Annotated in this window: 16 protein-coding genes; 6 read left to right on the forward strand and 10 right to left on the reverse strand. The window is 72.2% G+C overall.

Annotated features, from left to right (window positions below; all coding sequences use genetic code 11):
* Positions 1 to 82: 82 nt before the first annotated feature.
* Complete coding sequence (locus ACZ49B_RS05450) at positions 83 to 778, reverse strand: TerB family tellurite resistance protein (protein ID WP_266667189.1); 696 nt, start codon at positions 776 to 778, stop codon at positions 83 to 85.
* Between the two features lie 203 nt (positions 779 to 981).
* Here ACZ49B_RS05450 and ACZ49B_RS05455 point away from each other — a divergent pair, with 203 nt between their 5' ends.
* Positions 982 to 1740 carry an SDR family NAD(P)-dependent oxidoreductase gene (locus tag ACZ49B_RS05455; protein ID WP_468300658.1) on the forward strand — a complete coding sequence of 253 codons (759 nt, stop codon included), beginning with the start codon at positions 982 to 984 and terminating at the stop codon, positions 1738 to 1740.
* 61 nt (positions 1741 to 1801) lie between these two features.
* Here ACZ49B_RS05455 and leuA read toward each other — a convergent pair whose 3' ends face one another.
* Positions 1802 to 3565, reverse strand: coding sequence for a 2-isopropylmalate synthase (gene leuA / locus ACZ49B_RS05460; RefSeq protein WP_468300660.1), 1764 nt, complete (start codon positions 3563 to 3565; stop codon positions 1802 to 1804).
* Between the two features lie 365 nt (positions 3566 to 3930).
* Here leuA and ACZ49B_RS05465 point away from each other — a divergent pair, with 365 nt between their 5' ends.
* The 3 genes from ACZ49B_RS05465 (at position 3931) to ACZ49B_RS05475 (ending at position 6120) form a co-directional block, all read left to right on the forward strand.
* Positions 3931 to 4995, forward strand: coding sequence for a M4 family metallopeptidase (locus ACZ49B_RS05465; protein ID WP_468300662.1), 1065 nt, complete (start codon positions 3931 to 3933; stop codon positions 4993 to 4995).
* A 28-nt stretch (positions 4996 to 5023) separates the two neighbouring features.
* Positions 5024 to 5293 carry a protealysin inhibitor emfourin gene (locus ACZ49B_RS05470; protein ID WP_365952069.1) on the forward strand — a complete coding sequence of 90 codons (270 nt, stop codon included), beginning with the start codon at positions 5024 to 5026 and terminating at the stop codon, positions 5291 to 5293.
* Between the two features lie 155 nt (positions 5294 to 5448).
* Positions 5449 to 6120 (forward strand): class I SAM-dependent methyltransferase, encoded by a 672-nt coding sequence (locus ACZ49B_RS05475; protein WP_468300665.1) that lies wholly within the window; start codon positions 5449 to 5451, stop codon positions 6118 to 6120.
* A 76-nt stretch (positions 6121 to 6196) separates the two neighbouring features.
* Here the strand turns inward: ACZ49B_RS05475 and era are convergent, their stop codons facing one another.
* The 3 genes from era to ACZ49B_RS05490 all read right to left on the reverse strand — a co-directional run bounded on the left by era (position 6197) and on the right by ACZ49B_RS05490 (position 10516).
* Positions 6197 to 7147: a GTPase Era gene (gene era, locus ACZ49B_RS05480; RefSeq protein ID WP_327285641.1), complete on the reverse strand. Its 951-nt coding sequence runs from the start codon at positions 7145 to 7147 to the stop codon at positions 6197 to 6199.
* Positions 7148 to 8088: 941 nt separating this feature from the next.
* Positions 8089 to 9378, reverse strand: a complete 1290-nt coding sequence (locus tag ACZ49B_RS05485; RefSeq protein ID WP_468300667.1) for a beta-xylosidase — start codon at positions 9376 to 9378, stop codon at positions 8089 to 8091.
* Positions 9379 to 9511: 133 nt separating this feature from the next.
* Entirely contained in the window at positions 9512 to 10516 is a 1005-nt protein-coding gene (locus ACZ49B_RS05490; protein ID WP_468300669.1) for a GlxA family transcriptional regulator, read from the reverse strand.
* A gap of 71 nt (positions 10517 to 10587) precedes the next feature.
* On the opposite strand from ACZ49B_RS05490, the gene ACZ49B_RS05495 reads away from it, so the two are divergent.
* Positions 10588 to 11895, forward strand: coding sequence for an MFS transporter (locus ACZ49B_RS05495; RefSeq protein WP_468300671.1), 1308 nt, complete (start codon positions 10588 to 10590; stop codon positions 11893 to 11895).
* A complete protein-coding gene (locus tag ACZ49B_RS05500) occupies positions 11892 to 12560 on the forward strand; it encodes a class I SAM-dependent methyltransferase (protein WP_468300673.1) in 669 nt (222 codons plus the stop codon). Before ACZ49B_RS05495 ends, ACZ49B_RS05500 begins: the two co-directional genes overlap by 4 nt.
* A 19-nt stretch (positions 12561 to 12579) precedes the next feature.
* Here the strand turns inward: ACZ49B_RS05500 and ACZ49B_RS05505 are convergent, their stop codons facing one another.
* The 5 genes from ACZ49B_RS05505 to ACZ49B_RS05525 form a co-directional block, all read right to left on the reverse strand.
* On the reverse strand, positions 12580 to 12936 hold the full coding sequence (locus tag ACZ49B_RS05505; protein WP_468300674.1) for a cytidine deaminase: 357 nt from the start codon (positions 12934 to 12936) through the stop codon (positions 12580 to 12582).
* Between the two features lie 197 nt (positions 12937 to 13133).
* The gene (locus ACZ49B_RS05510; RefSeq protein WP_266667173.1) at positions 13134 to 13487 is read right to left on the reverse strand and encodes an MmcQ/YjbR family DNA-binding protein; all 354 of its coding nucleotides are present in this window, start codon (positions 13485 to 13487) and stop codon (positions 13134 to 13136) included.
* Positions 13484 to 14788 carry a hemolysin family protein gene (locus ACZ49B_RS05515; protein ID WP_468300676.1) on the reverse strand — a complete coding sequence of 435 codons (1305 nt, stop codon included), beginning with the start codon at positions 14786 to 14788 and terminating at the stop codon, positions 13484 to 13486. Before ACZ49B_RS05515 ends, ACZ49B_RS05510 begins: the two co-directional genes overlap by 4 nt.
* Entirely contained in the window at positions 14785 to 15282 is a 498-nt protein-coding gene (gene ybeY, locus ACZ49B_RS05520; RefSeq protein ID WP_030297153.1) for an rRNA maturation RNase YbeY, read from the reverse strand. Before ybeY ends, ACZ49B_RS05515 begins: the two co-directional genes overlap by 4 nt.
* Before the next feature lie 13 nt (positions 15283 to 15295).
* Positions 15296 to 16342 (reverse strand): PhoH family protein, encoded by a 1047-nt coding sequence (locus ACZ49B_RS05525; protein WP_468300678.1) that lies wholly within the window; start codon positions 16340 to 16342, stop codon positions 15296 to 15298.
* Between the last annotated feature and the right edge of the window lie 132 nt (positions 16343 to 16474).

The raw sequence follows: 16474 nt of genomic DNA on the forward strand, positions 1-16474 counted from the left end.
TTACCTCGGCGAAGGCGTACCGAGCCCTTACCGAGGCCGTACCGAGGCCGTACCGAGGCCGTTTCGGTCAGGGTCGCGGCGGTTACGGCGCCCGGACCGCCGACAGCAGCCGGGTCACCTCGTCGGACGCCATCCGCAGCGCGGCTCCCACCGTGGCGAGCACCTCGCGCTCGGCCGGGGTGTACGGGCCGTCCGCGAGGGCGATCCGGGCGCCCTGCAGCAGGATCGATTCGCGCCCGGGCGCGGCCAGGTGCGGAGCCAGCGGTTCCAGCGCCTCGTGGAGCTCTATCGCCAGCGCGGCCCCACAGCATTCGGGGCCGTCGTACAGCCCGAGCCGGCCCTCGTCGGTGGCGAGCGCCTCCACCAGGGACTCCAGCTGCTCCTCCGTGCAGTCCTGGAAGCCCGCCGCCCGTACGGCCGACACGGCGGCCTCCAGCGCCCCGCGCGAGGCGGTTCCGCCCGCCGCGAGGACCGCCAGCGTCACGGTGTGCACGGCGTCGCGCAGCAGCGCCGAGAAGCGGGTGGTGGTCAGGTGGTCGAGGACCTCGGTCTCGAAGCGCTCGCGGCAGCCCTGGCACTCGATGACGGGCCCGGCCGCCCCGCGCGGCAGCAGCGGGACGCCGAGGACGGTGAACCGGCGGCGCCCGGTGCGCCTGCGGTAGTTGCGGTCGCCACCGCAGTCGGGGCAGAAGAACTCCCCGTCGCCCACGGTGCTCCAGGTGGTACGGATGCCCCAGACCGTCAGCTTCCGGCCGTCCCCACCCCGAACTGGCAGCACGTCGCACCTCCGTCACTCCCCCGTGGCCCTGCGGGCACGGGCGGGAACCCCAGGCAGCTTCGCCGGGTTGGCGTGATGTTAGCCACATCGGTGAGGATGCGTCAGTCGTGTGACAAGACAACATGCCCTGCCGCCCGCACTTGGCCGGTCTGCATCCATGCCGCCGCACCCGCTGACGCCGCGTTTTCCCTACGCTCACCCGCGTGAACAACAAATCCTGTCTGGTCACGGGCGCGGCGAGCGGGATCGGCCGGGCCACCGCCCGGCTGCTGGCCCGCTCCGGCGCCCTCGTGACCGCGGCTGACATCAATGGCCCCGGCGTCGAGGACCTGCGTACGGAACTGGCCGCCGAGGGGTACGACATCACGATCGTGGCCGGTGACGTCGCCGATCCGGAGGCCAACCGCGCGATGGTCGGGGCCGCGCTCGGGGCGTACGGGCGGCTCGACGTCGCCGTGGCGAACGCCGGAGTGCTCCCTCTTTCGGATGTACGGGAGACCGGCCCGGACGACTGGGACCGGGTCATGGCGATCGACGGCCGGGGGATGTTCCTGACCTGCAAGTACGCGATCGAGGCGATGCTGGCGCAGCCGGACCCGGGCGGGGCGCTGGTCTGCGTGTCCTCGGTGTCGGGGGTGGCGGGGCAGGCCCGGCAGGCGGCGTACGGACCGGCGAAGTTCGTCGCGTCGGGGCTGACCAAGCACCTGGCGGTCGAGTGGGCGGCGCACGGGATCCGGGTCAACGCGGTGGCCCCCGGCACCATCCGAACGGAGCGGGTGCTGGCACTGAAGGACGAGCCGGGCGGCCCTGAATACCTGGCCGAGGTCTCCGCGGCGCATCCGATGGGCCGGCTCGGCGAGCCGGAGGAGGTGGCCCGGGTCATCGCCTTCCTGGCCTCCGACGCGGCCTCGTTCGTGACGGGCGCGATCCTGCCGGTGGACGGCGGCTACCTGGCCCGCTGAATCCCGGGAACGACGGAACCCCGCCCCTCCACAGGGAGGGACGGGGTCCTCGTACGGACGGTCAGCGGCCCGCGCGGTTGACGGCGGAGATGACCGCCTTCAGGGAGGCGCGGGTGGTGTTGGCGTCGATGCCGATGCCCCACAGGACGCGGCCGTCGATCGCGCACTCGATGTACGAGGCGGCCACGGCGGAGGCGCCCTCGCTCATCGTGTGCTCGGTGTAGTCCAGCAGGCGGGCGTCGACGCCGATGCCGGCCAGCGCGTCGAAGAAGGCCGAGATCGGGCCGTTGCCGGTGCCGGTCAGGACCGCCTCCACGCCGTCCACGACCGCCTCGACGGTCAGCGTGTCCGTACCGTCCTTGTCGGTGGCCGTCGAGCCGGAGCGCAGCTGGATGCGGCCCCACGGGTTCTCGGGGTTGGGCAGGTACTCGTCGGAGAAGACGTCCCAGATCGCCTTCGGCGTGACCTCGCCGCCCTCGGCGTCGGTCTTGGCCTGGATGATCCGCGAGAACTCGATCTGCATGCGGCGCGGCAGGTCCAGCTTGTGGTCGTTCTTCAGGACGTACGCGATGCCGCCCTTACCGGACTGCGAGTTGACGCGGATGACCGCCTCGTAGGAGCGGCCGACGTCCTTCGGGTCGATCGGCAGGTACGGGACCGCCCACTCGATGTCGTCGACGGTCTTGCCCTGGGCGGCCGCGTCGGCCTCCATGGCGTCGAAGCCCTTCTTGATGGCGTCCTGGTGGGAGCCGGAGAAGGCGGTGTAGACCAGGTCGCCCGCGTAGGGGTGGCGCGGGTGGACCTCCATCTGGTTGCAGTACTCGCTGGTGCGACGGATCTCGTCGATCTGCGAGAAGTCGATCTGCGGGTCGATGCCCTGCGAGAACAGGTTCATGCCCAGCGTGATCAGGTCGACGTTGCCGGTGCGCTCGCCCTGCCCGAACAGGCAGCCCTCGATGCGGTCGGCGCCGGCCATCAGGGCCAGCTCGGCGGCGGCGACGGCGGTGCCGCGGTCGTTGTGCGGGTGCACGGAGATGCAGATGTGCTCGCGGCGGGTCAGGTTGCGGGCCATCCACTCGAAGCGGTCCGCGTGCGTGGACGGCGTCGAACGCTCCACGGTGGCGGGCAGGTTCAGGATGATCTCGCGGCTCTCGGACGGCTGCCACACGTCACAGACGGCCTCGCAGACCTCCAGGGCGAAGTCCAGCTCGGTGTCCGTGAAGATCTCCGGGCTGTACTGGTAGCCGAAGGTGGTCTCGGGGCCCAGCAGCTTCTCGGCGTACTCCATGACCAGGCGGGTGCCGTCGACGGCGATCTGCTTGATCTGCTGCTTGGAGCCGCGGAAGACGACCCGGCGGAAGGTCGGGGCGGTCGCGTTGTACAGGTGCACGGTGGCGCGCTTGGCGCCGATCAGCGACTCGACGGTCCGCTCGATCAGGTCCTCGCGGGCCTGGGTCAGGACGGAGATGGTGACGTCGTCCGGGATCGCGCCCTCTTCGATGATGGAGCGTACGAAGGCGAAGTCGGTCTCGCCGGAGGACGGGAAGCCGACCTCGATCTCCTTGTAGCCCATGCGCACCAGCAGGTCGAACATCTCGCGCTTGCGGGCGGGGGTCATCGGGTCGATCAGCGACTGGTTGCCGTCGCGCAGGTCGGTGGAGAGCCAGCGGGGGGCCTTGGTGACGCGGGCTTCCGGCCAGGTGCGGTCCTGGATGTCCACCTGCTCGTACCGACCGTACTTGTGGATCGGCATCCCGGAGTTCTTCTGGGTGTGGGTCGCGTTCGTGATGGGCGTGGGGCGACCGACAAAAGGCTGCTGGCTCATGGCGTTGGGCTCCTCGCGTGTCCGCGTGTAGTTCGCTGGGACGGCCGACGGCGGTCGTAAGAACCGCAACACCAAACTCCGCGGGGAGGGGGTCGGCCTACGACTACAGGCCCTCGCCGCGGCAGCTAAGGAGAAGCAGCCCGAAACGCATGATGGGCCGAGCCTAACCGAGCCGCCCCGTAACGCGAGGACCTGTTTCAGTATGCAAGACCCCGGTGTCCGATTTATACCGAATGTGAGGTCAGTCTCGTTCCTCCGCTACAGGTCCGGTCGAACCGTCAACGCGGCGCGACGGCTTTCAGACAACTGAATGAATCATGGTTGCAGGTAGTGACACCGCCATGACTCACTGCCACATTGCCGGGATGGATGCCTCCCACGCTCACCACCACCCCGTCTTCTGCACGGTGGTCCCGCCCCACCTGCTCGACAAGATCGCCCGGTCCGAGGACACGCGGCGCGCCGACGCCGCCCAGCGCACCCTCGAGCAGGACTCCCTCCTGCGCACCCGCCGCCGGGTCACCACCGTCCGCGGGATCGCCCCCGCGCTGGGGACGCCCGTCTCCGACGAGCCCCGCCGGACGGTCTACGACGCCCAGCACCGCACCCGGCTGCCCGGGAAGAAGGTGCGCGGCGAGGGCGGGGCGGCGTCCGAGGACGCCACCGTCAACCGCGCGTACGCGGGGCTCGGCGCCACGTACGAGCTGTTCCTGAAGGGTTTCGGCCGGCACTCGATCGACGATTCCGGGCTGGCTCTGGATGCGAGCGTCCACTACGGCGAGGACTACAACAACGCCTTCTGGGACGGGCAGCAGATGGTCTTCGGCGACGGGGACGGGGACCTCTTCCTCGACTTCACCGTGTCGGTGGACGTCATCGGCCACGAGCTCACGCACGGGGTCACCCAGTACACGGCGAACCTGGAGTACCACGGGCAGTCGGGCGCGCTGAACGAGTCGATGTCCGACGTCTTCGGCTCGCTGATCAAGCAGTACTCGCTCGACCAGACCGCCGGGGACGCGGACTGGCTGATCGGCGCCGGGCTGCTGGGCCCGAACGTCAGCGGGGTCGCGCTGCGCTCGATGAAGGCGCCGGGCACGGCGTACGACGACGACGAGCTCGGCAAGGACCCGCAGCCGGCGACGATGGACGACTACGTGGACACCGCGCGGGACAACGGCGGGGTGCACATCAACTCCGGAATCCCGAACCACGCGTTCTACCTCGTGGCCACCGAACTCGGCGGCAAGGCGTGGGAGCGGGCCGGGCGGATCTGGTACGACACGCTGACCGGCGGCGAGCTGGCCTCGGACGCGGACTTCAAGGACTTCGCCCGGCTGTCCGTGGCCGCCGCGGTGGCCCGGTACGGGGACGGCGGCGCGGAGCACCAGGCGCTGCAGAAGGCGTGGTCGACGGTCGGGCTGGGGTAGCCGGCCCTTCCGGGGTAGAAAGGCGGGCATGCGGATTCTGGTGGTGCGGACGGGCGGCTTCGCGGGCATCGAGCGCCGGGCCGAGGTGGACACCTCGGGCCGGCCCGACGAGGACGAGTGGCAGGCCCTGGCCCAGCTGGCGCTGCGGCCCGTCCCGGCCGCGCCCGGGTCGGACCGGATCCGGGACGGGTTCTCGTACCGGATCACCGTCGACGGACGGACGGTCTCCTGCCAGGAGCCGAACCTCTCGGAGGCGCAGCGGACGCTGATCTCCCGGCTGCTGAAGGAAGGCGCCTGAGCCGGGGCGCCTCCCCCTTCGGACGGGGTGGCCGAAAGCAGCCCTTTGCCGTCACGGACGCCCGCCCGTTTTGCCGGATCGGCAACAAGGTTTGCCCGGCGGGCGGGGCGGGCGCAGCATCGGTCGCATCGGCACCCGTACCGGAAGAGGAAGCCATGACCGAGCACGCGCACGCACACACCCGCTCCCACCACTCCCCCGCATCCGGGGCCTCGGCGGGCGAGGAGTTCTGGGACGGCCGCTACGGCGAGAGCGACCGCATCTGGAGCGGCGAGGCCAACGCCATGCTGGTGCACGAGGTGTCCGGCCTCGCCCCGGGGCGGGCCCTGGACCTCGGCTGCGGGGAGGGCGCCGACGCCGTCTGGCTGGCCCGCCGCGGGTGGACCGTCACCGGGACCGACATCTCCGGGGTCGCCCTCGGCCGGGCCGCCGAGCACGCGGCGGACGCCGGGGTCGCGGACCGGGCCACCTGGGCGCGGCACGATCTGACCGAGTCCTTCCCGGAGGGGGAGTTCGACCTCGTCTCGGCCTGCTTCCTGCACAACTACGGGGACTTCCCCCGCGACCGCGTCCTGCGCAGCGCCGCCGCGGCCGTGGCCCCCGGCGGCACCCTGCTGGTCGTCGGCCACGCGGGCTGGGCGCCCTGGCAGGAGGACCGCGAGGAGGCCCACTTCCCCACGCCGCAGGAGGTCGTGGCGCAGCTGGAGCCGGTCACGGCGGGCTGGGAGGTCCTGCGGGCCGAGGAGACCGAACGGATCCAGAACATGCCCGACGGCACGCCCGGGACCCGTACGGACAACGTGGTGCGGATGCGCCGGCCCGCGTAGCGGGCTCGTCCGGCCCGGCCCCCTCGCGGGGTGCCGGGCCCGGGACGCGGACGGAGTCCGTCGCCTGAAGAAGGAATCAGAAGCCGAGCTTGCGCAGCTGCTTGGGGTCGCGCTGCCAGTCCTTCGCGACCTTCACGTGCAGGTCGAGGAAGACCGGGGTCCCGAGCAGCGCCTCGATGTGCTTGCGCGACTTCATCCCGACCTCCTTCAGCCGGGAGCCCTTCGGGCCGATGATGATGCCCTTCTGGCTCGGCCGCTCGATGTAGACGTTCGCGTGGATGTCCAGCAGCGGCCGGTCCGCCGGGCGGTTCTCCCGCGGGATCATCTCCTCGACGACCACGGCGATGGAGTGCGGGAGCTCGTCCCGTACGCCCTCCAGCGCGGCCTCGCGGATCAGCTCCGCGACCATCACCATCTCGGGCTCGTCGGTGAGGTCGCCCTCCGGGTACAGCGGCGGGCTCTCGGGCAGCAGCGGCGCGATCAGGTCGGCCAGCAGCTGGACCTGGGTGTCGCCGACCGCCGAGACGGGGACGATCTCGGCCCATTCGAAACCGAGCTCGGCGCCGAGCTGGTGGACGGCGAGGAGCTGCTCGGCCAGCTGCTTGGACTCGACGAGGTCGGTCTTCGTGATGATGGCGATCTTGGGGGTCTTCTTGATCCCCGCGAGCTCCTTCGCGATGAACTTGTCGCCGGGGCCGAGCTTCTGGTCGGCCGGCAGGCAGAAGCCGATGACGTCGACCTCGGCCCAGGTGGTCCGTACGACGTCGTTCAGCCGCTCGCCGAGGAGCGTGCGCGGCTTGTGCAGACCGGGCGTGTCGACCAGCACGAGCTGGGCGTCGGGGCGGTGCACGATGCCGCGGACGGTGTGGCGGGTGGTCTGCGGCCGGTTGGAGGTGATCGCGACCTTGGTGCCCACGAGTGCGTTGGTCAGGGTCGACTTCCCCGCGTTGGGGCGGCCGACGAAGCAGGCGAAGCCCGCACGGTGCGGGCTGGTGGACTCGGGGGAACGATCGCTCATACGGGCCATTCTCCCCGATGCGGGTCCCACCGCCGACCAGGCTGCCGCGACGAGGGCCAGTGCGCCCGCGAGCAGGGCCGTCAGCGGGGGCCGGGCGGAGTAGGACGTGGCGGCCCGGGCGACGGCTCCCGCGGCCTCGGCGCGCACCGTGACCTCGGCCCATTCGACGGCGGGCGGGTGCTCCCACCTGGTGTTCAGCCGGACTTCCTGACCGGGCAGCAGCTCGGCGGGCAGCCCGGTCGGCTCGGGGCCGAGGAGGCGCCGGCCGAGGGCCCCGGAGGCGGAGAGGGTGGCGCGGGGGCGCAGGGTGACGTTGCCCAGGTTGTGGAGCGTGTACGAGACCCCGGTCCCGGAGGCCCGCAGGTCCTCGACGGCCAGCGCGGGGGCGGTGGGGCCGGCCACCCGCAGGTACAGCCGGGCGGCGACGGCCTGTTGGACGCCGATCCCCCGGGCGGGGGCGGCGGCGCTCGCCTCCTTCTCCTCGAGGGCGACGATGGCGCCGGGGTGGTCGCCCGGTTCCGCCCGGTCGGGGACGGTGAGGGTGAAGCCGACGCTCACCGCTGCGCGGGCCGGTACGGTGACCCGCTCCTGCGCGAGCCGCGCCCAGGCGGCGGTGGCGCGGCGCGGCTCGTCGGGGCCGCGGAGCGCGAAGCCGCCGTCGCGGGCGGTGTTGTACGCGTCGGCGGCGTAGAGCCGGAAGGTGCGGGGGCGGTCGGTGCGGTTGGTGACGGTGACGGCGTCGGTGACGGCCTGGCCGGGCGCGGCGGCGAGGTAGAAGCAGGGCCGCCGGGTCACTGCGTTGGCGGCGGGCATGACGGACCACTGCCCGTTGTCGGCCGCCGCGGCCGACCCGCAGGGCTGCAGCAGTACGGCTCCGCCGATCACGCCGGCGAGCACGGGCGCCCACTGCCGGGCCGAGCGCCGCGGGGCCCGCCGAGCGGCGGCGGATCTCACGAGAGGGTCAGGGTCAGGACCGCCGTGTACGCGCCCAGCGGGGTGTACGGGGGGACCCGGAGGGTGACGGTCGCGTCGATCGTGAAGGTTCCGCCGACCAGCTCCGCGTCGGGTGCGGACGCCAGCACCGCCCCCTCCGGCCCCACCACCCCCGCACTGCCCGCCACGCACCGGCTCGGGCTGCCCGCCGCGGCACTACAGGACGGGGTCCAGCTCAGCGAGGCCCCCGAGATCCGGACCCCGCCCGGGCCCGTGAAGTCCGTGACCTTGCCGATCAGCGACCACCCCGCCGGTCCTCCCCGCGCGTCCTTGACCGTGACCGTCCCGATGCGGCCGGGTGCCGCGCCGCCCTCCCCGTACGGGACCGCGCCCAGCGCGATCGACTCGCCCGCCTGGGTCATCGAGAGGGCACCCGGCTCCACCACCGCCGTCACCTGCTGCGTGCCGACGGGCGCGGCCGCGATCACCGTGTACGCCGCCGGCCCCGAGCCCTCCTGCGCCGACCACGCCGTCCCCTCGTACGCCACCACCGCCGTCGTCGCCCGGTCCGAGACCGGCAGCTCCGCCAGGACCTCGCCCCGCTCGTCCGCCGTGGCCGCCACCCGGTCCGCGGTCTCGGCGGCGCCCGCCCGGCCGGTCACCGTCACGGCCGCGCCCGGGGCGAAGCCGACGCCCGTGACCTTGACCTCGGCGCCGGGCTTCCCGTACGCCGCGCCCAGGGCGACCGACCGCAGGTTGGCCCGGGGCAGCGGGCTCGCGGTGAGCCGTTCGGACACCGGGGCCCCGGTGACGGCGCAGGCGGTGTCCAGGTCCGGCAGGTGGCTGGTGTGCAGCGTGTAGCCGCCCGGGGCCAGGGTGATCCCGCCGGGCGCGGTGACGGTGAACGTGCCGGTCATGGTGACGGCCGGCAGTCCCACACCCGCCTGAACGGGATCGTTCCGCTTCGCCCCCACCACGGTGACCTCACCGCTCTGCGCACCCCCCAGCAGGATCCGCCCGGTCGGGGTCAGCACATCGGCCGGGAGTTCGGCGCCGAGCGGGTTCACGGCAGGGGTCCGGGCGACCTGGTACGTCACGGTGACCGTGTCGCCGACCTTCGGCGCCGGGTCGTCGACGGTGATCCGGGCGGTGGTCGGCCCGTCGGCGGGCGGGAGTCCCGCCTCCTGCGGCGCAACGCAGTGCGTCGGGAACTCCACCTGCCCGGACGGCGTCTCCCCTTCCGCCGCGGCAGGCGGGCTCAGGGCACCCCCGGTCGTCGCCGCGAGCGCGACGACGCCGACGGCCACCGACCATCTCCTGCTGCTGCCCGCCCGTGTTCGCACGGCCCGCCCCCTGGGTTCCCTCGCGCCGACAGGGGGCCATTCACGAGCGGGCGGCGGGAGAAGTCAATGCACGGACCCGGCATCAACTGATGGTCCATCAGGAGATGGCAGACTCCCGGGCCGGCTCCCCGTGTCCGCCGGTCGCGCGGAACGTCCGCCGGTACGCCGTCGGGCTCACCCCCAGCGCCGCCTGCACGTGCTTGCGCAGCGACTGCGCCGTCCCGAACCCCGCCTCCCGCGCCACCTGTTCCATCGGCAGGTCCGTCCGCTCCAGCAGCCGCCGGGCCCGTTCCACCCGCTGTCCGACGATCCACTCGCCGGGGCTGACCCCGGACTCCTCCCGGAACCGGCGCGTGAACGTCCGTACCGACATGGCCTCCTGCCGGGCCAGGTCGACCAGCCGCACCGGCTCGTGCAGCCGGTCCAGCACCCATGCGCGGGCGGCCGCCGTACTGGCCAGCTGCGGCTGCGGCACCGGGCGGTCGACGAACTGGGCCTGCCCGCCGTCCCGGTGGGGCGGTACGACGGTCCGCCGGGCCACGTCGTTGGCGACGGCCGCGCCGTGGTCGCGGCGCACGATGTGCAGGCACAGGTCGATGCCGGCGGCGACCCCGGCCGAGGTCAGCACGTCCCCGTCGTCGGTGTAGAGCACGCCGGCGTCCACCCGTACGGCCGGGAAGAGCCGCTGGAAGTGCTCGGCGTGGGCCCAGTGCGTGGTGGCGGGTCGGCCGTCCAGGAATCCGGCGGCGGCCAGCACGTAACCGCCCGTGCAGATCGAGACGAGCCGCGTCCCGGGCCGGATGTGCGCGAGCGCCGCGGCGAGCCCGTCGCCCAGCCTGCCTTCCTCGTACACGGGGCCCAGCTCGTAGGAGGCGGGCACCACCACCGTGTCGGCCGTGGCCAGCAGCTCGGGGCCGTGCTCGACCTGGACCGCGAAATCGGCGTCGGTGCGCACCGGCCCGGGGGCGAGGGCGCAGGTGAGGATCTCGTACAGCGGCTCTCCGGCGGGACCCTTGGCACGGCCGAAGATCCGGTGCGGGATGCCGAGCTCGAAGGGCAGCAGCCCGGTGAGCGCGAGGACGACGACACGGTGAGGGGCCATGGCCCAATCGTATCGAAGGGTGTCGGTCAGGCCACTGTCGTACGGGGCCCTCCGGGCCGGAAGCTTTCTGCGTGACGCAGACAGCCCCCACCCCCGCCCCCGCCTCCACCTCCGCCTCCACCGCCCCGACCACCCCCGGCCGTATCCACCGCGCCTGGTTCGTCGCGGCGGTCGCCTTCGTGACGATCATCGGCGCCGCCGCCTTCGCCTCCCTGCCCGGACTGCTCATCGAGCCGCTGCACGCGGAGTTCGACTGGTCGCGCGGCACGATCGGCCTCGCCGTCTCGGTGAACCTCGCGCTGTACGGGCTCACCGCACCCTTCGCCGCCGCCCTGATGGACCGCTTCGGCATCCGCAAGGTGGTGGCCCTGGCCCTGCTGGTCATATCCGGCGGCACGGTGGCCACCGTGTGGATGACGGCGTCCTGGCAGCTGGTGCTCTTCTGGGGCGTGCTGGTGGGCCTGGGCAGCGGCTCCATGGCGCTGGCCTTCGCGGCGACGGTGACCAACCGCTGGTTCACCGCCCGGCGCGGGCTCGTCACCGGCATCCTGACCGCGGCCGGGGCCTCCGGTCAGCTGATCTTCCTGCCGCTGCTGTCCTGGCTGGTGGTGCACCACGGCTGGCGCCCGGCGGCCGTGACGGTGTCGCTCGCGGCCCTCGTGGTCGTTCCGTTCGTCTGGCTGCTGCTGCGCGACCACCCGGCCGACGTGGGGCTCGCGCCGTACGGGGGCGCCTACGCCGAGAAGCCCGCACCGGCCCTGGGAGCGGCGCGCCGGGCGGTGACGGTGCTGTTCAAGGCGGCCAGGACCGGCCCCTTCTGGCTGCTGGCCGGGACTTTCGCGATCTGCGGGGCCTCGACCAACGGGCTGGTCAAGACCCACTTCGTGCCGGCGGCGCACGACCACGGCATGCCGGTGACGGCGGCCGCGGGACTGCTCGCGGTGATCGGCGTGTTCGACGTGGTCGGCACCATCGCCTCCGGCTGGTTCACCGACCGCTTCGAGGCGCGCCGCCTGCTGGCGGTGTACTACGCGCTGCGCGGTGTCTCGCTGATGTTCCTGCCGATGCTGCTGGCGCCGTCCGTGCACCCGCCGATGCTCTTCTTCATCATCTTCTACGGGCTGGACTGGGTCGCGACCGTCCCGCCGACCATCGCGCTCTGCCGTGAGCACTACGGCGAGGACAGCGCGATCGTCTTCGGCTGGGTGCTGGCCTCGCACCAGGTGGGCGCGGCGCTGGTGGCCTTCCTGGGCGGCCTGGCCCGCGACGCGTTCGGCTCGTACGACCTGGTCTGGTACGCGTCGGGCGCGCTGTGCGCGATGGCCGCGCTGATGGCGATGGTGATCCGCCGCCGCGGAAATGATCAACTCACCGTGTGACGAGGACACTGACGCAGCGCGCCTTCGAGGCGCTCGGCCGGTTCAACGAAGCCCACCCCTGGGACCACAACGCCCACTACCACCGCTGGATCCTGCGGCAGCTGCCCGGGCGGTTCGGCCGGGCGATGGACGTCGGCTCGGGCACCGGCGACCTGGCCCGGTTGCTGGCCGGGCGGGCCGGGGCGGTGCACGGCGTCGACGCCGATGCGGCGATCGTCGGCCGGGCCCGGGAGCTGACCCCTCCGGACGCCCCGGGCGCGCCGGTGACGTTCGCCGTGGCGGACGCGATGACGGAGCTGCCGCCGGGCCCGTACGACGTCATCACCTGCGTCGCCACGATCCACCACCTGCCGTTCGGCGATGCCCTGCACCACTTCCGCCGGCACCTGGCGCCGGGCGGAACCCTGGTCGTCGTCGGTCTCGCGCAGGCGCAGACGCCGGGGGACCACCTGCTCGGTGCCGCCGCGATCCCGCTGAACGCCGCCTTGGGCTGGATCAAGAACAAGGGCCGTACGGCTCCCCGGCCGCCCTCGATGACCGCCCCGACCCGCCCGGCGGGGATGGGCTTCCGGGCCGTCGTCAGGGAGACCGAGGCCGCACTGCCGGGCGCGCGGCTGCGCCGCAGGCTGTTCTGGCGGTACACCCTGGTCTGGCGCGAGGCCTGACGGGCCGACCCCGAACGGGTCAGGCGCCGGCCGGGGTGGCGGACTTGAGGGTGCCGTCCGGGGCGGCCAGGAGGACCGGGGTGTCCGGGCCGCCGAGGTCGCGGACCGCCGCGCGGTCGGCGTCGGCCACCGCCTCCGCCGAGCTGACCACGGCCGCGGCCTCCAGGGACTCGGCCCCGCTCGCCACCGCCATCGCGACCGCCGTCTGCAGCGCGCTCAGCTTCAGGGACTCCAGCTCCACCGTCCCGGCGACGTACGTACGGCCCGTCTCGTCCCGCACCGCCGCACCCTCGGGCACTGCGTTGCGGGCCCGGGCGCTGCGCGCCAGCGTGATGATCTTGCTGTCCTCGGGGTTGATCCCGGTGGTGTCGGTCATGGGCGAAAGCATAGGGAGCGTCTCGGCAGGACCGCACAACGGCCCTGCCGAGACGCTCTCCCCTCCATCCCCGCATCCCCGCATCCCCGCATCCCCCGGGACCTTGCGCCACGCGCCAACCTAAGCGCTCACCAGGGCAATCCTGTGATCCAAAGGCCACAGAGCGCCAGGACCTTCGTCCCGTCCCCGCCGCGCCCTCACGGCCGGTCGAGCCGCAGCCGCTCCGCCCTCGGCAGGCCCGCGACCACCAGGTCGTACGAGTCCTCGATCAGCTCCCGCACCAGCGCGTCCGGCAGCCCGCCGACCGTCACCGTGTTCCAGTGCCGCTTGTTCATGTGCCAGCCCGGGGCGATCGCCTCGTGCTCCTCCCGCAGCCGCACCGCCAGCTCCGGTTCGCACTTGAGGTTGACCTTCAGCGGGTCGGCGTCTAGCGCGGTCAGCGCGAACATCTTCCCCAGCACCTTGAACACCGAGGTCTCGGGCGTGAAGGGGAACTCCTCCACCGCCGCGTTGAAACCCAGGCAGAACGCGCGCAGCTCCGCCGGCGTCATGCGCCCTCCTCGCCCTCGCCCGCCACCGGGGCCACCGGCTCCACCAGCACCGTCACGATCTTGTTCCGCCGACCCGCCGGGGACTCGGCCGTCAGCCGCAGCGGCCGCCCGTCCGGCAGCTCCACGACCGCCGAGGCGCCGGCGATCGGCACCCGGCCCAGCGCCTTCGCCAGCAGCCCGCCGACCGTCTCCACGTCCTCGTCGTCGTAGTCCTCGACCTTGAACAGCTCGCCGAGGTCGGTGATGTCGAGCCGCGCCGTCACCCGGTAGCTGTCCTCGCCCAGGTCCTCGACGGGCGCGAGCTCGCGGTCGTACTCGTCGGTGATCTCGCCGACGATCTCCTCGAGGATGTCCTCGATGGTGACGATGCCCGCAGTGCCGCCGTACTCGTCGATGACCACGGCCACGTGGTTGCGCACCTGCTGCATCTCCCGCAGCAGATCGCCCGCGTTCTTGGTGTCCGGTACGAACACCGCCGGCCGCATCGCCGTCGTGACCAGGTCGGCCTCCGCCTCCCGGCTGATGTGCGTCTTGCGGACCAGGTCCTTCAGGTACACGATGCCGACGATGTCGTCCTCGTTCTCGCCGGTCACCGGGATGCGCGAGAAGCCCGACCGCAGTGCGAGCGTCGTCGCCTGACGGACCGTCTTGTACCGCTCGATGCAGACCAGGTCGGTGCGCGGCACCATCACCTCGCGCACGAGGGTGTCGCCGAGCTCGAAGACCTGGTGCACCATCCGGCGCTCCTCGTCCTCGATCAGCGACTCCTTCTCCGCGAGGTCGACCATCGCGCGCAGCTCGGCCTCGGAGGCGAACGGCCCCTTGCGGAAGCCCTTTCCGGGCGTGAGCGCGTTGCCGATGAGGATCAGCAGCTGCGGGATGGGCCCCATGACGCGGGCGAGCGGGACCAGGACGTACGAGGCCGCCGTCGCCGTGTTGAGGGGGTGCTGGCGGCCGATGGTGCGCGGGGAGACGCCGACGGCCACGAAGGACACGAGCACCATCACCGCGATCGCGATGAGCAGCGCCTTCCAGTTGTCGCCGAACTCGTCGAGGCAGACGTACGTGACGAGCACGCCGGCCGCCATCTCGCAGGTGACCCGCACGAGCAGCGCCACATTGAGGTAGCGGGTGGGATCGGCGGCGACCTGCGCGAGCTTCGCGCTGCCGCGCCGGCCCTCCCGTACGGCCTGCTCGGCGCGGAAGCTCGAGATCCGGGCGATCCCGGACTCGGCGCACGCCGCGAACCAGGCCACCACCACCAGCAGCACCGCGCCGGTGATCAGCTGCGGGGCGGTCACGAGACGGTCGGGGCCGGGGACGGACCGGTCATGCCGCGCTCACCGCGCCAGCCGTCGACGATGGCCGCCTGGAGGCCGAACATCTCGGCCTTCTCGTCCGGCTCCTCGTGGTCGTACCCGAGCAGGTGCAGCACCCCGTGGACGGTCAGGAGCTGGAGCTCCTCGTCCATGGAGTGCTGCGTCGGGGCGTCCTCGCCCTGCTTCTTGGCCACCTCGGGGCAGAGCACGATGTCGCCGAGGAGCCCCTGCGGGGGCTCCTCGTCGTCCTTCGCCGGCGGACGGAGCTCGTCCATCGGGAAGGACATGACGTCGGTGGGTCCGGGCAGGTCCATCCACTGGATGTGGAGCTGCTCCATGGCGTCCTCGTCGATGACGATGACGGAGAGCTCGGACAGCGGGTGGATCCGCATCCGGGTGAGTGCGTAGCGGGCGATGTCGAGGATCGCCCGCTCGTCGACCTCGGTTCCGGACTCGTTGTTGACGTCGATCGACATGGTGCGCTGGGTTCTACTTCCGCTGGTAGCCGTTCCGGGACTGATGGGCGTCCTGGCTGTCGTCGTACTTCTCGTACGCATCGACGATACGGCCGACCAGCTTGTGCCGGACGACATCCTCGGACGTGAGCCGCGAGAAGTGGATGTCGGGAACCCCTTCGAGGATCGTCTGGACCTGGCGCAGGCCCGACTTGGTGCCGCCGGGAAGGTCGACCTGGGTGACGTCACCGGTGATGACGATCTTCGAATCGAAGCCGAGCCGGGTCAGGAACATCTTCATCTGCTCCGGGCTCGTGTTCTGCGCCTCGTCGAGGACGACGAAGGCCTCGTTGAGCGTCCGGCCGCGCATGTACGCCAGCGGGGCCACCTCGATGGTCCCGGCGGCCATGAGCCGCGGGATGGAATCCGGGTCGATCATGTCGTGCAGCGCGTCGTACAGGGGGCGCAGGTACGGGTCGATCTTGTCGAAGAGCGTGCCGGGCAGGAAGCCGAGCCGCTCTCCGGCCTCGACGGCGGGGCGGGTCAGGATGATCCGGCTGACCTGCTTGGACTGCAGGGCCTGGACCGCCTTGGCCATGGCGAGGTACGTCTTGCCGGTACCGGCGGGGCCGATGCCGAACACGATCGTGTTCTTGTCGATCGCGTCGACGTACCGCTTCTGGTTGAGGGTCTTGGGCCGGATGGTGCGGCCGCGGCTGGAGAGGATGTTCTGGGTGAGCACCTCTGCGGGCGTCTCGTCCGGCCCGTTGCCGTTGCCGCTCGCCTTGAGCATGGCGATCGAGCGTTCCACTGCGTCCTCCGTCATCGGCTGCCCGGTGCGGAGCACCAGCATCATCTCGTCGAACAGGCGCTGGATCAGGGCGACTTCCGTCGCATCGCCGACCGCGCTGACCTGATTGCCCCGAACATGGATGTCGGCCTTCGGGAAGGCCTTCTCGATCACGCGCAACAGGGCGTCACCAGAGCCGAGCACCGCGACCATCGGGTGCCTGGCCGGAACGGTGAAGTGGGCTCGCGCCTGCCCCGGCGCCGGTGTCTGGGCTGTGGGTGTCTGAGTCATGGGCCGGCACTGTGGCCTGCACATACCTCCCGCTGAGGGGCCGCGCCGATCGACGACCTCCGGAGTACCAAGGGTACGACTCCGCCGCGCCATCCCCGAGGGGTTTTCCGGCGTCTCCGGAGCCCCTCCCGG

This window comes from Streptomyces sp. NPDC031132 (assembly GCF_055570595.1).